The organism is Haloquadratum walsbyi J07HQW2, from assembly GCF_000415985.1.
In the GTDB taxonomy this organism is placed as follows: Archaea; Halobacteriota; Halobacteria; order Halobacteriales; family Haloferacaceae; genus Haloquadratum; species Haloquadratum walsbyi_B.
The window spans coordinates 1,894,358-1,912,877 of record NZ_KE356561.1; the positions used below are offsets into that span (position 1 = coordinate 1,894,358).

Genomic DNA, 18,520 nt, shown 5'->3' on the forward strand with positions numbered 1-18,520 from the left:
GATGATAGCAAGAATAAAAAGAGATGCGTCACTATTGTGACAATCCTCTTACGCAAAAGTAATCAAAAAATCGGTGAGATCTATCCGAAAGGTCCGAGACCGCCACCGCCTCCACCCCCACCAAGACCGCCCATGCCGCCACCACCTTGTTGCATCTTCTTCATCATACGCTGCATATCACCTTCACCCATGCCCTGGAACTGTTTAATTGTCCGTTCCATCATCTTGTGTTGTTGTAGTAACTCACGAACAGTTTCCTCGTCAGTTCCAGACCCACGAGCAATGCGGCGGACACGAGATGCACCGACACTTCGTGGGTCCTCAAGTTCTGTTTCAGTCATCGAGTCCATGATCACATCAAAATCTCGCATCCGATTTTGTGTCACATCCATTGCGTCATCAGGAAGCTGATCTTTGAGTCCACCACCAAGTCCAGGAATCATATCCATCACCTGGTCAAGGGGACCCATGCGGTCCATGGCTTCCATCTGTTTACGCATATCTTTAAGAGTGAATGACCCCTCCATGATATCCTCAGGATCCCAGTCATCATCGGCTTCCTGTGTTTCAGCCATTGCACGCTCAACACGCTCTGAGAGCTGTTTGAGATCCCCCATTCCAAGGAGCCGTGAGATAAATCCATTCGGTTCAAATCGTTCGACATCTTGGACCGTCTCGCCAGTCCCTAAGAACGCAATTGATGAATCGGTTTCATTAACTGCAGTGAGGGCGCCTCCTCCTTTTGCGGTTCCGTCGAGTTTCGTGACGACAACACCATCAATGCCAATTGCATCATTAAACTCACGGGCTTGCTGTTTAGCTCCCTGTCCAATCGCCGCATCAAGAACAAGCAATGATCGATCCGGAGCGACTGTGGAATCAATTGCTTCAATTTCATCAATCAGATCTGCCTCGAGCGCATGGCGACCAGCTGTATCAACAATATGAATATCCGCATCAGCAGTGGCTTCGATACCTTCGCGAGCAATCTTAACTGGGTCATCGCTGTCTGGGTCGCCATAAAATGATACTTCTGCACGCTCACACATCTGCTCTGCCTGATCGTATGCACCAGGACGGAATGTATCCGTTTGAATCACGGCTGGGCGAAGACCTTTCGTGGAGAACCACCAGGCCATTTTTGCTGCCGAAGTAGTTTTTCCGGATCCCTGTAGTCCCGCAAGGAGAATTGTTTGTGACTCAAGTGGGAGGTCTGTCGAATCGCCAACAAGCTCTACAAGTTCTTCATACACGATCCGGAGAACATGATCACGCGCGGAGGTCCCTGCTGGCGGCTCTTCGCCGGTTGCGCGATCTTCGATTGATGAGGAAAGTTCCATCACGAGACTTACCTCAACATCTGCAGACAACAGCGACCGCTGAATCTCTTTGACAATTTCCTCGACGTCATCCTCGTCGAGGCGGGACTTCCCTTGGAGCTTATCAAGGCTGCCACGAAGGGAACTCCCAAGATTATCGAGTACCATTTGTCACCAATAGGTCACTAGACGTCTAAAGCCTTGTCTGTCAGTCAACGGCTCGGGGATTAGGCTTTGAACGTACCTGAGTCCGTTGGATACGCTCATTCAACCGTCGGCCTAACATTATAAATAGCCGATTGATAGATTAAATAAGTTAAGACTGGTTTGGGTAGTCTGGTCGTCAAAAAATGTTGATTATCCTAAATAATGTCAGTCAGATACCGTTTCACCAAGCAGCTGATTAACCATCGAGTCTGGATTGAATCGTTCAATATCATCGTATTCTTGCCCAACTCCTAAGAATAAAATCGGCTTTCCGGTGACATATGCAATCGAAATTGCTGCACCACCATTTGAGTCGGCGTCTGCCTTTGTCAATATTGCACCATCAATTTCAGCAGCTTCATTGAATTGCTTTGCTCGTTCGACAGCATCCTGTCCAGCAACGGCTTCATCCACAAATAGAGTCATATCAGGATCAACGACTCGATCGATTTTCTCCAATTGTGCCATCAGGTCATTTGACGTATGAAGTCGACCAGCGGTGTCACCTAACACAACATCAATATCATTCGCCTCGGCGTACTCAACAGCATCATAAAGTACCGCTGCAGGATCACCCCCCTGCTCATGAGCAATAATCTTTGTATCAAGTCTCTCCGCGTGCTCACGGATCTGTTCGTTCGCTCCAGCCCGGTATGTATCGCCGTTAGCCATCACGACTGAGAGTCCGCGAGACTCGAGATATTGAACTAGTTTCGCAATGCTCGTTGTTTTCCCAACCCCATTGACACCAGTAAAGACAATTGTAACCGGTGAATCAGCGTTCTCAACACGTGATTCAAAGTCATACTGTCCAACGCTAATCACTTCATACAATGCATCCGAGAGTGCTTCTTCGACGAGTGCAGCAGTTGTATTGACTTGTGCACGCGTCTCACCAAGCATTTTTGTTTGGATAGTATCAAGAATCTCTTCTGCAACTTGCATTTCAACATCACTTTCAAGAAGTGCCATCTCAAGTTGCCATAATGGACCCTCGAGATCGTCTTCCTCAATAACAATTTTTCCGGTGGCAAACGCAGCGGCGCGCTTGAGTCGACCAGGTTCATTATCTGACTGTGCTGTCTCATCAAGTACTGCCGCAGCCTCTTGTGAGGCAAGTGAGGACGAGTCGGTATCGGTGTCATCAGTGTCAGTGTCAGTGTCTGCGTTCACATCCGTATCAGTCGCAGTCTCAGCGGTAGCAACATCATTATTACCACTATTACCATTTACTATCTGTTTATTCGTATCTGTGACTGTTTCAGAAGATTCAGCTGATACTGATTTATTGGGCTGTTCGACGGTTACCGCGTCCGCGTCCGCGTCCGGCCGTGTCGGTGTCGGTGTCTTCATCAGCGGCCGTTTTTTCCTCAACGTCGTCCCGAAACTGATCGAGTTTGTTTTTCAGTCCATCAAACATTAGTGAGATATCTGACTACGCAAGCAGCGTCTTATTCGCTATCGTCTGGTTGTTGCATCTGCTGTTGCTGCATCTGCTGCTGCTGCATCTGTTGTTGCATTTGTTGAGCTTGTTGCTCAAGTTGACTACTCTCAGTCTCAAGTTCGTCGATATCATCACGAAGCGACTCAATTCGATCATCGAGTGCATCCTGTTTTGTAGATAACGACTTCACAGCGTTATCAGCAGATTGCTCAGCAGCAAAGTCGGCACCAAGTCCAACGATTATTTCATCAGCATCCTGAATTTCTGCGCGAACGTATGCGTCACCGCCAAGTGGGACCTGGACAGTCCCTCCTGACTCTAATGTTTGAATCGCATCCATAGCCTCATCAATTGAGGTTTGCTCAGACTGAAGATTATTGACCTCTTCGCGGAGTTCATCGATTTCTTCATCAATTGCTTGAAGCTCCTCAGAAAGCTGTTGTAACTGTTGTTGCTGACCACCACCACCCATCATTATCCGGCCACCTCAGATTCGTCTATATTCGCAGTTGTATCTGCGTCATCTGATGGCGAACGTACTGAATCAATCTCAATCCGTGTTCGCTTGAGACCATGTTGACTCCCAATGTTCGCATATACCCGCTCGCGAGCGACGTTCTTGTTCGGGGCCTCGACATCTGTTGTGAATTCATTGAATCCGTCTCGGCTCCGGAACTGACCGCTCACCGCGAATTGAACCATATATATGGTACCTTAGCGAGCCGGAAGTATCTTCCTACTTTCGGGTTTCTTCACACTGCGTACAATTTTGTCGGACATGTATTTTCAGGTAAATCTCAGTATTTCTCAAACAAGTTAAGAAGAATAAATCTGAGTGTATTCATGAGATATGTTATTAACTGATTTTTTGCAGTAATCATCTGTAGCGATCATTTCAGATGATCGGGTGTGGGATTTTCACGTCGTTCGGAGTTTAGGAGTGTATATAGATCGGGTCTGACGGGTACGTCCAAACTAAATAGAAAAGTCGCGTTATTACTGGCTGGTAATCGCAGTTATATCCGTGCTACTATATTAATTATTAGTAACTGACTCAAGATATCCAAGTGTATCTTCAATTCGAGTTAACTCAGGACCAGTCGTATCCTCACCAACAACATACTCGGTTTGCCCGGCAACAATACCAGACCCGACTAGTGGTGCGCCATAATTAACGGTTCCAATATCAGCGCGGACATCTAGGTGATCTTCAATTGCTTCCAATTCAGGCTCACGCGCTTTCGGATGGCACAGAACACCACGATTTGTCGCTACTGCAGCGGTTCCTACAGTGCGTACATTCGCGAGCTCACCACGAGCGACTGGAACCTCAAGTGCAGATTCAACGGTTTCAACAGCCTCTGTGGAGAGGTCAGGGTGCACATATGCACCATAATCATTCGCAAGAACGACATTGCCAGCAGCATTAATCCGACCGGGTAGCTCGGTGACTGAAACGGAAGCCGTTGCTTCAATAGCCTCCTTTTCACGGGTGGTTACGTTACTTGTGACGAGGATTCCATTTTCATTTCCGGTCGCGAGTGCCCCAACAGTCCCAGAGCCGCCGATTGTCGTCGCAATAGCTGGGATATCGAGTTCAGTTGCCATCGCATCGGCGGTATCATCGTCTACATCAGAACGGATAAGAAGGATATCGTCGGTCGCACGAGCGAAGACACCAACGTACGGCGATCCGGCGAAGGAGGCACGAAGCACGTTATTCAGCCGGCTCCGCTTCGACGGTAGACTCGCCGTCTTCGTCGAATCGAGCCGCACGAACCCGAAGTTTGCTTGGTGGGTTCTGGCTTCCACGTGCCCAGACCGTCTCGTTAAGCGATGGATCAAGTCGAACATCAGATTCGTCAACGCGGAAGTGCTGTGCGAGATGTTCACGAATCAATGTCATTGCACGACCAGCTCGTTCATGAGTTGGTACTGAGGAAACATCTCGAAGCGGAACCGTTACCACACGCTCTTCAAAGTCGCTGGTACTCATCGTTATTCGTCAGTATCGCTTCGCCGCCAGTTACGACGCTTTGGGTTTCGCGTTACTTCCATGTTAGTCTTAAGCATGACCCATGCAGGAACACGAGAATTCTGTTTTTCAAGTTTGCCGAGTCGCTTCTTTTTTGCTTTCGATTTCTTTCCCATAGTGCCAGACTATAATTTCGGACTGCATAAAGTGTTGTTCCTTCGCGACACAGTAGTATGATTGATAGCTACTCTTCTGGAGTATGTAATTTTTCAACAAGGGTGGTTTAACTACCAGCTAGGTATTTATGAACTACAATAATGAGATTTCAAATAAAAATTGGATTATTCTCATAGGGTATGAAGATGACATAGTCATCGGTTGTCGTTGATTAGCGTATACTAGTTTTTGTGAACTCACAAGCTGTGTCGTGTGGGTTTCGACAATATGAATCTGGTAACTATTAACCGTCCCGGACGAATAATATGTGTATGACAGATAACGAACCTGCCGATCATGAGTTCTCATCGGGACAGGGGTTCAATGAGGAGTATGAGGAATTTACCCTTGATCCACCAGAGTTGAACGCCGACCCGACGGCAGTTGACCCAATTGATACGCGAGTAATTACCGATGAGCTTGATAAGCGAAATATCGCATCTGATCAAGTTGATGTTGAACAGCTTGTTGATGTTGGGCTCTCATACATGCAGATTAACCGGTTTGAGGAGGCAACAGAAACATTTGAGCGAGCAGCACGCTTTGCCCCTGAGGAATCGCTTGCCGCTCAGGAAGCGTGGGTGAATAAAGGTGCTGCCCATGGACAACTCGAAGAATGGGATGAGGCAATTGGTGCATACAAAGAGGCACTTCGAATTGACGATGATTCAGAACATGCTGCTTCTGCGGAGACAAATCTTGCATATGCGCTATGGGAAGCTGGCGAGACCGAATCAGCACTTCAACATGCTGAGCGAGCTGTAAAAATCGATCCACGCTTTCCACAAGCCTGGTATAATCGTGGTTTTTTCCTGCATGAGCGTGGTCTCAATGAGGAAGCTGTATCAGCATTTGATAATGCAATTCGGCTCGGGATGCAGACTGCTGATGTGCTTGAGGAGAAAGCACGAGCACTTGATGAGCTTGGTCGAGATGAGGAAGCAGAGCAGACACAGACACAAGCAGAAGAACTACGACGTGAACGTGAACAGGAACTTCTTGAAGACCAGTGACAGAGTCAGAACGGGGCAGTGATGATGATATAGTGTCTGAATCCGGAGATTCCTTTACCTCTGCACCCGAGTCTGAATCTGATTCTACTGCTGTGCCGACACCAACTGGTGTTGATGATGACAGTGATGATCGTGCTGAGACGGATGATGATGAGATCCTCATACTCCGAGAACGACAGACACCGGAAGGGTTGCTTGTCGCCGTCTGTGACAGTCACTGTCTTGGAGAGACATATGTTGATGGTGATGTATCACTCGATGTGACGGAATCATTTTATGGGGGGAGTGAAGCTGAGGAGGTCGATGAGAAAACAGCAATAAAGTCTCTCACGCGAGCTAGTGTGGCAAATATTGTTGGTAAGCATGCGGTGACAACCGCAGTTGAGGCTGGAATCGTCGATGAGGATCGAGTGTTACGGATTGATGAAACCCTACATGCACAGTTAGTGTGGATGTGAGAGTTTAATCAACTGATTTGGCTACTAATACTCATATAATTATGTCATTAATTACCATTAGACTCTATTCGACGAGATGTCAGAGACGTAGTCGCCGCAAACATATCATCTTTTCAGCACTAAGACCGAAGGGATGTTCATCCTAGAGTCCCTATAAGTTGTAATGGGAACTCAAGAACAGAAAGCATATCCAATTGATATTGCGAGTGTCCGTGGGGACTTTCCGATTCTCGACCGAACTGTTGGAGGAGATATCGAGACACCAGGTCCAAGCCCTGATGACACCGACCCACTCGTCTATCTTGATAATGCAGCGACGAGTCAGACGCCAACGGAAGTTGTTGAGGCGCTCACAGAATACTATTATCAGTATAACTCAAATGTTCATCGAGGAATTCATCACCTAAGTCAAGAAGCCTCGGTTGCATACGAGGTCGCACATGATCGTGTAGCCGAATTCATCGGTGCTGATGGACGTGAGGAGATCATCTTCACAAAGAACACTACGGAGTCGATGAATCTTGTTGCCTACGCGTGGGGACTTTCAGAATTAGAACCTGGGGACACTGTTGTACTCTCCGAGATGGAACACCATGCATCGCTCGTCACCTGGCAACAAATTGCAAAGCGAACGGGTGCAACTGTTGAGTACATCCGCGTTGATGAAGATGGGTATCTTGATATGGAGCATGCACGTGAGTTGATCGATGACTCAGTAGCAATGGTGTCTGTCGTGCATATTTCGAATACTCTCGGGACAGTAACACCGGTCGAAGAATTAGCAGATCTCACACATGATCATGGTGGATATATCTTTGTCGACGGCGCACAGTCGGCGCCAACGCGACCGGTTGACGTCGATGCGATGGATACGGACTTCTTTGCATTCTCCGGGCACAAGATGCTTGGGCCAACCGGTATTGGGGTTCTCTATGGTAAACAGGAGATACTCGAATCTATGGAGCCATATCTTTATGGCGGAGAGATGATCAGACGGGTCACATATGAAGACTCGACATGGGAAGATCTCCCCTGGAAGTTTGAGGCTGGAACACCGGTTATTGCGCAAGCAATTGGGCTCCATGCTGCAATCGATTATCTTGAAGATATCGGGATGGAGACCGTCCAAGCACACGAAGAGTTGCTTGCTAAGTACGCCTATGATCGACTGTCTGCATTTGATGACGTCGAAACATACGGTCCACCGGGTGGCGATCGTGGTGGACTTGTTGCATTCAATCTTGAAGGAGTGCATGCACACGACCTTTCGAGCATCCTCAATGAGTATGGGGTTGCAATCAGAGCCGGGGATCACTGCACACAACCACTTCATGACAAGATTGGTGTGCCAGCTTCAACGCGAGCATCGTTCTATATATATAATACACGCGAAGAAATCGACGAACTTGTCACTGCGGTTGATGCTGCGCGAGAGCTATTCGCTTGATGGGCATTGTCTAAACATCCGAGAATAATCAAGCGCTCCACTCATAACGCGATACAATTTGATTACTTTCTGCAATTATTACGTAGAATGATCATTGACCAGCGGAACGTTTTTGCGGTACACAACCGTAAATACAACAACTATGGGACTAGGATCAGATATGTATCGCCAGCAGATTCTCGATCACTACAAGAACCCTCGAAACAAGGGTGAGATGTCTGATCCAGACTTCTCACATACCGGCGAGAATCCTTCTTGTGGCGATACCATCACTGTGGACGTGCAATTAAAAGATGATAATGAGACAATCAAATATGTGAGTTTTACTGGAGACGGATGTGCAATCAGTCAGGCATCAGCATCAATGCTCTCACAACATCTACAAGGAATGACCCTAGAGGAGCTTGACGAGCTTGACACTGATGACGTAACTGAAATGCTTGGTGTTGATATTTCACCAATGCGGATCAAATGTGCAGTGCTTGCACGGCAGGTTGCACAAGACGGAGCGGCAATACATGATGGTGAGATAACTCTTGAAGCGACAACAGTCGAATAAAAAGTACTCTGTCCTGCGTAACTACCTTTATTTTAATTAAGATCTTAAAATTCCTTCCTCAGCGGGCACCGACGGAAACGAAAACATATCGTACAAGTCAGTACGGTTATTAAATATTGTTGATATACTCGGTATTATCTCTTGCTTACCGCTGAGCGAAGGTTGAGCATCTCTTCAGAAGTTTCTGAACAGTATCCCTTCATCTGAAAAACGGTCATCTGGCATTCGCATTATGTTCTTATTTAAGAAAAGTTATTTTGGGATCCTCGAGCTGAGATATCTGTTATATTACGGTCCAATCAATGCTATTCAGGCTTCAATCCAGCGTCTTTGACACGCATTACGGCTTCACCATCAGCAAGATTTGGTGCATCAACGAGCCTCACGATTCGTTTGTCATTCTTTGATTTTCGAAGATACATACGGAACGTTGAGGTATGTCCAAGAATATTCCCACCGATTGGCTGCGTTGGGTCACCAAAGTATGAATCAGGGTTCGAGGCAACCTGGTTCGTCACAAGGACAGCAGTATTGTACAGATCGCCAATTCGCATGAGATCATGAAGATGTTTATTCAGTTTCTGTTGTCGCTCAGCGAGTGAGCCACGACCAACATACTCTGCGCGGAAATGTGCTGTTAATGAATCAACACAAAGGAGTCGAACAGGAAAGTCAGTCTCTTGATTGTCGCGAGCGAGTTCCTTCGCTTTCTCAGCTAAGAGGATCTGATGGTTCGAATTGAACGCTTTTGCAACGTGTATATGATCCAAGAAACTATCTAATAGCGCTTTCATCGTCTCATCATCGCCCGGAGTTCCCTCTATTTCACGACGCTCAAGTAGATCTGTAATAAGCTCATCATCAAGCCCACGGAGCATATCATCGATACGTTCCGGTCGAAACGTGTCTTCGGAGTCAACAAAGATTGCTGCCCCACCGAGACCACCGTGCTCAGGTGGTAGTTGCACATTAACTGCCATTTGATGGGTAACCTGTGATTTACCAGCACCGAATTCGCCGTACACCTCCGTAATCGACTGTGTCTCGATGCCACCGCCAAGTAGCTCATCTACTTCGGGTATTTTCCATGAGAGTTTTCCAATCTCTTCACGACGTTGCAGAACAGCTGCTCCCGTCTCAAATCCACCAACATCCGCAGCATCCCGGGCAGCGTTGATGATATCAGAGGCAGTCGATTCACCAACATCAGCGGTGTTTGACATCTCAGCTGGACTAGCAACTGCAATCGCCTGATAGCTCTCAAACCCAGCATCAACGAGTTTATCTGAAGTCGCTGGTCCAACTCCTGGAAGATCTTCGAGTTCATCCTCTGGCATTGTAGACAATCATAAAATCCACTGCCACATAAAGCCTCGTTAACACCGTAGTGAAAGTAAAACTTCGCAGATTGATCCATGTGCAGTATAGATACAGAATATTATTACAACGAGAAAATCTGAAATAAGTCGGCTTTTTTGACTTCTCTACCACTCATGGGTAAATTTTCTTATAATAATGTAATTACTTAATTATCTCAGTTGCGAGCGTATGTGTTTTGCTGATCCTATTCCGACCCAATCAAACGAGCGTGCTTACCTCACCTGTGATACGACTCAATTATGCTGAGCCCTCAAAAAAACATTCAATACACAGGGTAACGCTGGATCCCTATTCTCTGTGTCAATCAATATGTAATCGTAAAATGATTTGATCAGTTCCCCTGCTTACCGGAGCTTACTGCCACGGATGACCACCACGGGCATCAGGCCACATCGGATACCAGTATGACTCATCATCTTCAATAGTAAGTTCACCAGTGAGGACTGACTGAAGTTTGAACTCAAGCTGTTGATCACGGTTATTCCCAGACCGCGGTGCAAATGGGTAATACGCGCCACGGCGGAATGAGTAGATCCAGTATGCACGTTCGCCAGCATCTTCAAATCCAAATACAGCCGCGAGTAATCGTGACCCATATCCACGTTCAATGAATTCATCAGCTGCGAAATGGATGCTTGTCACAAGATCCTCTGGGTTATTATCCTGAAGAATGACCCACTCCCATCCATGGCTGTCTTCGTGAAGGTCAAAGCTTGTTCCCGTCTCTTCACCGCCAGCACGGAGAATAGCTTCAACATCATCGACAGTATCAGCGAAGTCAGTGCTATCAACACCTGAAAAGCATAGTGCAGCTGCGCCGACAGAGTCGAAGCCAAGATCTGCACCCATCGTCATATACGCAGTGCTCATGCCAAAGAGATCTTCAGGGTCAGCATCGCGGGTTGCATCTGCAGCTGCATTCGTTCCAAAAACAGATCGTATCGTATCGAACAAACCCATCTGTTATTTAGTATCTACGTGTGTCATCATTGTGTTTCTAGCTCACGTTCGAGTTCACGAAGACGCTCGACACGTTGCTCGGTCGAGGGATGAGTGCTAAATAGCCGTCCAATAAGATCGCTCTTGACCGGAACAATAAAGAATGCATTCATTTCTGACTGTTCACGAAGATCTTCCCGTGGAACATTTTCCATCCGACCGTCAATCTTCAGTAACGCTGAGGCGAGAGCTGATGGTTGCCCTGAAATAATTGCTCCGCCTCTGTCAGCAGCATATTCACGGTACCGAGAGAGTGCACGGATAAGGAAGTATGAGACAACCCAAACAACAAGCGATGCAACAATAGCAATGAGAACTTGACTACCACCTTCTCGCTCGTGACCACCACCGAACCAAAAGCCCATTCGAACAATCATGAATGCAACTGTCGAAAGGAATGAGGCAATTGTCATTATCATGACGTCACGGTTCTTTATATGAGCAAGCTCGTGTGCAAGAACCCCTGATAATTCATCTTGATTAAGCGAACGTAGTAGTCCAGTCGTCACAGCAATCGTTGCACTGTCTTTTGAACGCCCAGTTGCGAACGCATTTGGAACCTGTGAGTCAGCAACTGCGATATCTGGTTTCGGAAGGTCAGCCTGTTGGCTGAGTCGATTAATCGCCGTGTGAAGTTCAGGATATTCATCCTCAGAGACTTTCGAAGCTCCCATACTGTAAAGTGCAAGCCGATCGCTAAAGAAGAGCTGTGCAAGCACAAAGACCCCCATTAGCGGGAGGAAGACAAGAGACCGCGACCACCATAACGCCCCAACAAAGACCAAGTATAGGGCGAACAGAAGGAACATCGTTAGAGCCATTCTGCCACGTAGTCCCCAGTCTGTTTTCCAGTCCATATCTATGGTACGTGTTGAACATAATAAACGGTGTCGCAGACACGTATCGTCTTTGCATATATTTGTAGATACCCGCTGAGTATATGAGTTATCAAATCGGTCACTGACACTCACAATACCCTATGGAGACTAATAATCATTAACCGCGTTGATAGAGTATATACAGTTAATGAGTTCTGGAGAATTCTGTCCGCAATGTGGCGATCTTATCTCCGAACAGTCAGCATCACATCCGGGTGCCCCACATGAGCGTGATGCCGTCGTCTGTAATGATTGTTATTTTGCGGACTTTGATCTGGTAGATGCACCTGAACGACTTGAGGTAGAAGTATGTGCAAGATGTGGTGCGATTAAAGAAGGAAAGCAGTGGGTCGATGTTGATGCGGATGATTACACTGACGTTGCGATTGATCGAGTCACCGAATCACTTGGCGTCCACCTTTCTGCTGAAGAGGTCCAGTGGGGGATTGAACCCGAACAGGTTGATAAAAATACCATTCGGATGCATTGTACATTTACTGGGATTGTTCGCGGGACACACCAACAAGAGCAGATTACAGTTCCAGTGCGTATCTCCCGACAGACTTGTGAGCGATGTGGACGGATCGCTGGTGGATATTATGCAAGTATTGTACAGATACGTGCACGTGGTCGAACACCGACAACGACAGAGCAACAGCGTGGGGTCGAAATTGCTGAATCATACATTGCAGACCGTGAGGCGACTGGCGACCGAGATGCATTCATTTCAGAAATAACAACGACAGATGATGGAACGAATATCAAAATATCGACCAATCAGCTAGGCAGTGGTGTTGCAGCACAGATTGTCCGTGAACTCGGGGGGAATGTCTCAGAGTATCCAACACTTGTGACCGAGGACGGAGATGGAAATGAGGTGTATCGGGTAACATATGCGGTTCGACTGCCGGAATTTACCCCCGGAGATGTGATTGATCCTGTTGATGAGGACGGTCCGGTTGTTGTTCGAAGTGTACAAGGGAATCTTAAGGGTGTCCGGGCAACAACGGGCGATACATATGAGGCATCATTTGAGGAAGGTATCGCACCAGATGCAGAGTATATCGGAACAGTTGATGATGCAGATGAAACAACGGTGGTCGCATTTGAGGACGCATACGCGATGCAGGTGCTTGATCCAGAGACGTACGAATCAAAGACAGTTGCACGACCATCATACGTTGATGCTGATGCAACGACCGTTCCAGTCATCAAAAGCCGTGAGGGATTGTATGTGCTTCCAATGTCGATGATGGGAGCCACTGATGAGGGTCAATCAGTGAGTCCTCAGTAGCTGCGTGTGGATTTTTGATCAATACGGTGAGGGTTATCCGATATTAGGGTTCTAGAGTCTAAACTTGGGTATTTATTATTAAACTTGGACGCAATATCAATCAGCCAGCATGGTGCTGTTGTGGAAGATCAATATGCTCTCTGATGGGAATTCCATGCCGCTGGAGGGTGGTAATGAACGTCTCTCGTGACCGGCCTGCGTGGGAAGCTGCTTCTGATAAACTCAATGTTCCACTTCGATATAGCGTCAATGCCGTTTGTAGCCTATATGTGTACATTTCGACTCATCTACGGCTATAACTTGACGTATATTAATTGTTTCGTGAGAAAGGTTATCATTAGGTAGTCAAATCAAGTAAAAACTCGACAAACAAGTGTAATAGTTCTACTTTGTCCCACATTCACATAGTTATTAAACCGTCATATGATGTATCATAAGATTTTGATTTTAGTTCATCTCGGAGGTTGTCAGCCTCTCTTTGCTCATTTCATATTGATTGCCAGAAAGCCGAAGTTACGACGCCTGCATACTATATATGGTATCTGTACTGCGTGCAATAGGTACAATAATGCGAGTTTGAGAGATCGTTTCTATTGGATGTTACATTTCTGCCGGTGCTGCCCGGCTTGTGATCATTGAAATCGTACATCTGGATTTCATTCCCTGTCATTCATTGAGGTGATGTCTAAAGACAACGTAGTGAGCATTCTCACATTAGTCATCCTCAAGACCGTTGCACATTATATTGTTATATGATATGAATCGACAACAAGTACTTGCATTGTTATTGGTTATATTAATGGTCGGCTCCTCAGTCGCATACGGGGCAGCGCTGGTGCTGTGATCGTAGAGAAGAGTAGTCTTCTTTATCAAAACTTAATAAACACAAACGTAGCAAAGAAGCTGAACAGAGGAATTACTCTTCTCCCCAAACGTCACTCAGTGGGTGAGTGGAACGGTGGCTCTCAGAGTCAGTGTCGTGATTTGAGTTTGATTTATCCGAGTAATCATTTGATCGGGGTGTCGACGATGATTGAGATTCTGTCGTAGATGCACGCCCTACGGTAGTGGTTGCTTCCTCAAATGAAGGTAGTGTCGGTGTTGAGAGACGATCGACTTGATCACGGAACCACGCTGGCATGTCATTTTGTGTATTATTAAATAACTTCAACAGTGACGAATCAGCAAGATAGGTGCTGCCGTGATCGTCTGGTGCACGAACAATACGACCACATGCCTGGATAACCGTCCGAAGTGCTACGCGTCGGTACCACGACCATTTTCCATCCGAAAGTCGGCGACTCACGCGTGAATCAGTCGTATTAAGATATGGCGCTTTGCATATCACCTGCCAGCGACAAAGCTCGCCCTGTAAATCCAATGCTTCCTCCATCGTCACAGAGAGGAACACATCCGGACTGTCAGTATTGAGCCATGCTTGGAGTGATTCATCACGATTGGTGTTATCGTGTGTTCGGATTCGTGATTCGACCCCTAACTCTGCGAGACGACGGCGGAGTGAGGATTGGATTGCATATGAATGACAATGGATGAGCCCCTTTTCATCTGGGTGTGCTGCCATTAGCCGCACGAGCATACGAGTGACCGCTGGAAGCGTCTCATCGCGTTCATCATATGTCATTTTGCCACAAGTCACATCATACAGCGGTCGATTTGCAACGGGGAATGTATGATCAACATCAACAAGTGCAACCTCAGCGGGGTCAAGTCCGACACCACGGCAGAATGACTTTTTATTCAGAATCGTCGCGGACAACAGTGCAAACTGATTCCCACGGTCCCAGACGGTGTGGGAAAGATATCGAGCAGGATCAAGTGGTTTGATTGCAATCTCGTTGTTGTTACTGTCGTCATCATAATTCTGATCAATAACCCATGTTGTTGTGCTATGTGGGTCGCGAGCATCGGTAATAAACCACCGTAATTCTGAACGGATTTCTTGCAATCGATCACGACGAGCAGCCTCGCCCGGAGTGAGTTCATCACGATTAGTCAGCGGCTCAATGGAACGCTCACATGCATCAGTAAGTGTTTCAGCGAAGCGAATCGTCCGGTCAACTGGGTCTGATTCGGCTGTAAGATCGGGGACAGTTAGCTCATCCCAGATTGGAACGGTATTAGCCTGCAGATTGACAGTTGCATACATTTCTGCCCACTCAGCTAATCCATGTGCTTCATCAATAACAACAACATCGCGCCGTCCAAAAACGTTTGAGCCTGCTGTCTGCATAAAGTATGCAAGAGTCATTGCAGCGATTCGACGATTCGAAGCGATTGCCCGGTCAGAGAAGTATGGACAGCGGTGTTGAACCGAGCAGTCATATCCTTGTTCGCGAGCGCACGGGGCACGATTGACAGGAGTCTCTGTCTCACCATTCAAAATACAGGTATAATTTGATTTGCCTCGGATGATATTCAAATCATCTAATAATGGATCAGCAGCAACGTCGTCAAGCTGTGATACCTGTGGGGTAGTGTAGTATGCATTAATTGCATCAGAAGGTTCAGCGTCAGCGGCTCTGCGTGCACTACCGGCGATTGCTCGTGCAAGAAGTGACTTACCACTGCCTGTCGGTGCACGAACAAGAACAACGTTGTTTCCCGCGTCGAAAGAATCGCGAATATCGTTGACTGCTTCCGCTTGCATACCACGGAACGAGGGGGCTGGAAATGATTCGGGAATCCGATCCGGGTCCACGGACATTCTCTGTTGTTAGTATATAAAAGTCTTCTAAACAATCACTAATCCAAATTAATCACAGTGCATTGACGTCATCGCTCGTGACGACTCGATCACTTGGGAGTTGTTCGATACAGTCATGACACAGAAAGAATTCACCACCATCATCAAGCACGATTGTCATCCCACCGGTTGGATCAGTCTCGAATGACCAAAGATCGCCAATCCCACCGGCAATACGGACAGGTCGCCCACACGTCTCACACGACTGAGTTGCCATGGTATGGTTATTGATGCAATCAATAAACAGCCTCCGGTGAGAGTCCGAATCAAGAATCATTAACAGGGTGGGAGTGAAGCGTATAATATGCACCCTTGCCCGCCGATCGCGGCATATACACACATTCGTGCCGAGCAAACTGCGTGTGTGGGGGCGTGGACATGCAGATATTACTCACCACTGTGTTCAGTAAATTCTGAATCATGTCCACGCGCTACCCGGTCTATACCCGTATTTCCACATCGGATATGTTGTCGGAGCTATAACTATAATCGCTCAAGCACTCAATCAGGACAGTGCGAAGCATTGAGTCACACAGAGTGGGAACGAATCATACAGATTACTGACGACCGGGCAGCACGCTGATGGCTCGGTCAAGTGCTCATGCAGGGACAGAATCGGGACCATATGGTGATACATGGGTATATGAAAGCATCATTGGGGCGTTGCCAGGGATTGAACTGTCCGATGGTGAGGCGATTGCACTACAACTCGTGTTATTTGAAGTTGCGGTAATTGTGTTATCGATTGGATACGGCATTGAATCAGCGATTCTACCAGGGACTGTGGCAGTTTTTGAGGCAGCTGTTGGCAGTGGTGCAATGCAGCGACTGGGTCGTGGGACACGTGATCTTGATCTTCCACAATCATACCGTCAGTTCTTATTTGGATCGAGTATCGAGGTTGTCCTTGGCGTATTAGCGTTTGTTGCGCTCGTGACACATCTGTTCGTATTTGATCCGCGAGGAGTCGGTATGACGATTATCGAGTCTTTTCTTGGAGAGAATCCGCCGATTCTTGTCGTATACCTCACTCTTCTGATTCTTTGGGACCTTTGTTACCGGATTGGAACGTCGTGGTGGGCTGCTGTTGTTGCCCTCTGGCGATCATGGCGATATGAGTTTGACCCCGAGACTGCCAGTAAATTGCGACGTCTTGATGCACTCAATGCTGGATTTGGATTAGTGCAGGTTGCCATGGTTCCGTTTGTGATCGACCGACCGGTGTTGCTCATCGCAGTTGGAGGTCACGTGCTTGCTGTTATTGGTGTATCCCTCGCTGCACTGGTGACGATTGATGAAATAGACGTACCAACAGCGCAAGGAAATACCTGAGACTGTATACTCGATCTTATGATATCAAAAATGTCGATATTTGAATACAGTATGACTCTTTTTTATCAAGCTGATGTGGAACAACGCCGAGAAATGACGGTAGATAGCGGCAGATAATCACATATGATGACAGAATAGGCGATATGAATAATTGCATCCACCTAATATTGTAATTGTGGCCCGTCCGCTTCGCTTTCGATACGCCCCTTGGGAATGGAGTCAAAGCCAGGTAGAGGAGAAACTCTATCGTGATCTTGATCAGAATCTTGGGGCAACACGACGTCAACCATGGTTTAAATCACCACCAACATACACAGGTACCCGATTTGAGATGGACAACGGTGATATGGCACTATTCGCATGGAATGATACAGAAGCTTACTGGCTTGGGAACACGGAGACACCAAAAGCACTCTGGCGAACTGACAAATATGGATTTGACGCCGTTGATGATGCTATCTCGCGATGGGCAACCCGAGAGTTAACTGCGCAGCTGCACGCCGAAAGTCCGTGGCTCGAATCGTATCCACATCTTTCATGGTTTTTTCTACCAGTGTTCCTCTCGAAGGATGGTCGTGAGACAACGCGGACTTTTTTCAAAGACCATGCAGCGGGATTTCCTGACGCATCGTATGAGGATGTCTTGGAGTTTTATGAGGCGGTTGTCCGGACACGTGTGCTTGATCAATGGCGGGAAGTGATGGCTGGAAAGCTGGGAACATCCGAATATCTTGATTTAATCCGGATGACTGCAGCAATGGGAGAGTTCAATGTTGCATATCTACTGGATAATGCTGGATACGATATCGAGCCCGAGATAACTGTATCGACAGGGCATGCAATTGATTATCGCGCAGAAGATGATGAAACAGCAACCCTTGTTGAAGTAACGAGACCAACGCCAACAGCAAAACGAACGGCAGGTACGCCGATTGCAGCGGTACGAGATACAGCGCAAACAAAGTCAAGAGGTCAATTGAAAGCTCATGGTGGAGATATCGTATTGTTTGTTGATTGTTCATCATTTCCGGATGATGAGTGGAAACGGATCATTGCAGAGAAGCCATCTGTCCATCATCAACCAGCCGTAGTCTATCGGATCCGACCATCAGGTCACGTCTCAGGATATATGAACGGAGAAGTTCCGCTTGAATTATCAGAGATTTGATAAGTGATTTAGTATACGGATATCTCTCTGAATGATTCTGATGTCACATCAAATAAGAAAGTGAAAA

19 protein-coding genes and 1 pseudogene are annotated in these 18,520 nt (G+C 47.0%); 7 read left to right on the plus strand and 13 right to left on the minus strand.

What is annotated here, in order from left to right; genetic code table 11:
• Positions 1–80 precede the first annotated feature (80 nt).
• From J07HQW2_RS08825 to J07HQW2_RS08855, 7 genes and pseudogenes are all read right to left on the minus strand, one after another.
• A complete protein-coding gene (locus tag J07HQW2_RS08825; RefSeq protein WP_021055112.1) occupies positions 81–1,487 on the minus strand; it encodes a signal recognition particle protein Srp54 in 1,407 nt (468 codons plus the stop codon).
• Positions 1,488–1,691: 204 nt separating this feature from the next.
• Positions 1,692–2,946, minus strand: a pseudogene (gene ftsY, locus J07HQW2_RS08830) (signal recognition particle-docking protein FtsY).
• 31 nt (positions 2,947–2,977) lie between these two features.
• Positions 2,978–3,442, minus strand: a complete 465-nt coding sequence (pfdA, locus tag J07HQW2_RS08835) for a prefoldin subunit alpha (RefSeq protein ID WP_021055114.1) — start codon at positions 3,440–3,442, stop codon at positions 2,978–2,980.
• Between the two features lie 2 nt (positions 3,443–3,444).
• Positions 3,445–3,672: a 50S ribosomal protein L18Ae gene (gene rpl18a / locus J07HQW2_RS08840; RefSeq protein WP_021055115.1), complete on the minus strand. Its 228-nt coding sequence runs from the start codon at positions 3,670–3,672 to the stop codon at positions 3,445–3,447.
• A 333-nt stretch (positions 3,673–4,005) separates the two neighbouring features.
• Positions 4,006–4,686: a translation initiation factor IF-6 gene (locus J07HQW2_RS08845; protein WP_021055116.1), complete on the minus strand. Its 681-nt coding sequence runs from the start codon at positions 4,684–4,686 to the stop codon at positions 4,006–4,008.
• A 1-nt stretch (position 4,687) separates the two neighbouring features.
• The gene (locus J07HQW2_RS08850; RefSeq protein ID WP_021055117.1) at positions 4,688–4,966 is read right to left on the minus strand and encodes a 50S ribosomal protein L31e; all 279 of its coding nucleotides are present in this window, start codon (positions 4,964–4,966) and stop codon (positions 4,688–4,690) included.
• Between the two features lie 2 nt (positions 4,967–4,968).
• Positions 4,969–5,121: a 50S ribosomal protein L39e gene (locus tag J07HQW2_RS08855; RefSeq protein ID WP_011572618.1), complete on the minus strand. Its 153-nt coding sequence runs from the start codon at positions 5,119–5,121 to the stop codon at positions 4,969–4,971.
• Between the two features lie 312 nt (positions 5,122–5,433).
• On the opposite strand from J07HQW2_RS08855, the gene J07HQW2_RS08860 reads away from it, so the two are divergent.
• The 4 genes from J07HQW2_RS08860 (at position 5,434) to sufU (ending at position 8,638) form a co-directional block, all read left to right on the plus strand.
• The gene (locus J07HQW2_RS08860; RefSeq protein WP_021055118.1) at positions 5,434–6,174 is read left to right on the plus strand and encodes a tetratricopeptide repeat protein; all 741 of its coding nucleotides are present in this window, start codon (positions 5,434–5,436) and stop codon (positions 6,172–6,174) included.
• Positions 6,175–6,329: 155 nt separating this feature from the next.
• A complete protein-coding gene (locus J07HQW2_RS08865; RefSeq protein ID WP_048075582.1) occupies positions 6,330–6,632 on the plus strand; it encodes a DUF424 family protein in 303 nt (100 codons plus the stop codon).
• Positions 6,633–6,795: 163 nt separating this feature from the next.
• Complete coding sequence (locus tag J07HQW2_RS08870) at positions 6,796–8,079, plus strand: aminotransferase class V-fold PLP-dependent enzyme (protein ID WP_021055120.1); 1,284 nt, start codon at positions 6,796–6,798, stop codon at positions 8,077–8,079.
• Positions 8,080–8,221: 142 nt separating this feature from the next.
• The gene (sufU, locus tag J07HQW2_RS08875) at positions 8,222–8,638 is read left to right on the plus strand and encodes a Fe-S cluster assembly sulfur transfer protein SufU (protein ID WP_021055121.1); all 417 of its coding nucleotides are present in this window, start codon (positions 8,222–8,224) and stop codon (positions 8,636–8,638) included.
• A gap of 305 nt (positions 8,639–8,943) precedes the next feature.
• Here the strand turns inward: sufU and radA are convergent, their stop codons facing one another.
• From radA to htpX, 3 genes are all read right to left on the minus strand, one after another.
• Complete coding sequence (gene radA / locus J07HQW2_RS08880) at positions 8,944–9,975, minus strand: DNA repair and recombination protein RadA (RefSeq protein WP_021055122.1); 1,032 nt, start codon at positions 9,973–9,975, stop codon at positions 8,944–8,946.
• 397 nt (positions 9,976–10,372) lie between these two features.
• A complete protein-coding gene (locus J07HQW2_RS08885) occupies positions 10,373–10,978 on the minus strand; it encodes a PspA-associated protein PspAB (RefSeq protein WP_021055123.1) in 606 nt (201 codons plus the stop codon).
• 26 nt (positions 10,979–11,004) lie between these two features.
• Positions 11,005–11,874, minus strand: a complete 870-nt coding sequence (gene htpX / locus J07HQW2_RS08890) for a zinc metalloprotease HtpX (RefSeq protein ID WP_021055124.1) — start codon at positions 11,872–11,874, stop codon at positions 11,005–11,007.
• A gap of 169 nt (positions 11,875–12,043) precedes the next feature.
• Between htpX and J07HQW2_RS08895 the strand changes: the two genes are divergently transcribed.
• The gene (locus tag J07HQW2_RS08895; protein WP_021055125.1) at positions 12,044–13,189 is read left to right on the plus strand and encodes a 60S ribosomal export protein NMD3; all 1,146 of its coding nucleotides are present in this window, start codon (positions 12,044–12,046) and stop codon (positions 13,187–13,189) included.
• 100 nt (positions 13,190–13,289) lie between these two features.
• On the opposite strand, the gene J07HQW2_RS18220 is transcribed toward J07HQW2_RS08895, so the two are convergent.
• The 3 genes from J07HQW2_RS18220 to J07HQW2_RS08905 all read right to left on the minus strand — a co-directional run bounded on the left by J07HQW2_RS18220 (position 13,290) and on the right by J07HQW2_RS08905 (position 16,170).
• Positions 13,290–13,466 carry a DUF7317 family protein gene (locus tag J07HQW2_RS18220; protein ID WP_021055126.1) on the minus strand — a complete coding sequence of 59 codons (177 nt, stop codon included), beginning with the start codon at positions 13,464–13,466 and terminating at the stop codon, positions 13,290–13,292.
• A gap of 639 nt (positions 13,467–14,105) precedes the next feature.
• Complete coding sequence (locus tag J07HQW2_RS08900; protein WP_048075583.1) at positions 14,106–15,908, minus strand: ATP-dependent DNA helicase; 1,803 nt, start codon at positions 15,906–15,908, stop codon at positions 14,106–14,108.
• A 58-nt stretch (positions 15,909–15,966) separates the two neighbouring features.
• The gene (locus tag J07HQW2_RS08905) at positions 15,967–16,170 is read right to left on the minus strand and encodes a DUF7561 family protein (protein ID WP_021055128.1); all 204 of its coding nucleotides are present in this window, start codon (positions 16,168–16,170) and stop codon (positions 15,967–15,969) included.
• 365 nt (positions 16,171–16,535) lie between these two features.
• On the opposite strand from J07HQW2_RS08905, the gene J07HQW2_RS08910 reads away from it, so the two are divergent.
• Complete coding sequence (locus J07HQW2_RS08910; protein ID WP_021055129.1) at positions 16,536–17,285, plus strand: DUF7530 family protein; 750 nt, start codon at positions 16,536–16,538, stop codon at positions 17,283–17,285.
• Positions 17,286–17,460: 175 nt separating this feature from the next.
• Positions 17,461–18,453 carry a DUF5784 family protein gene (locus J07HQW2_RS08915; RefSeq protein ID WP_021055130.1) on the plus strand — a complete coding sequence of 331 codons (993 nt, stop codon included), beginning with the start codon at positions 17,461–17,463 and terminating at the stop codon, positions 18,451–18,453.
• The last annotated feature ends 67 nt before the right edge of the window (positions 18,454–18,520 follow it).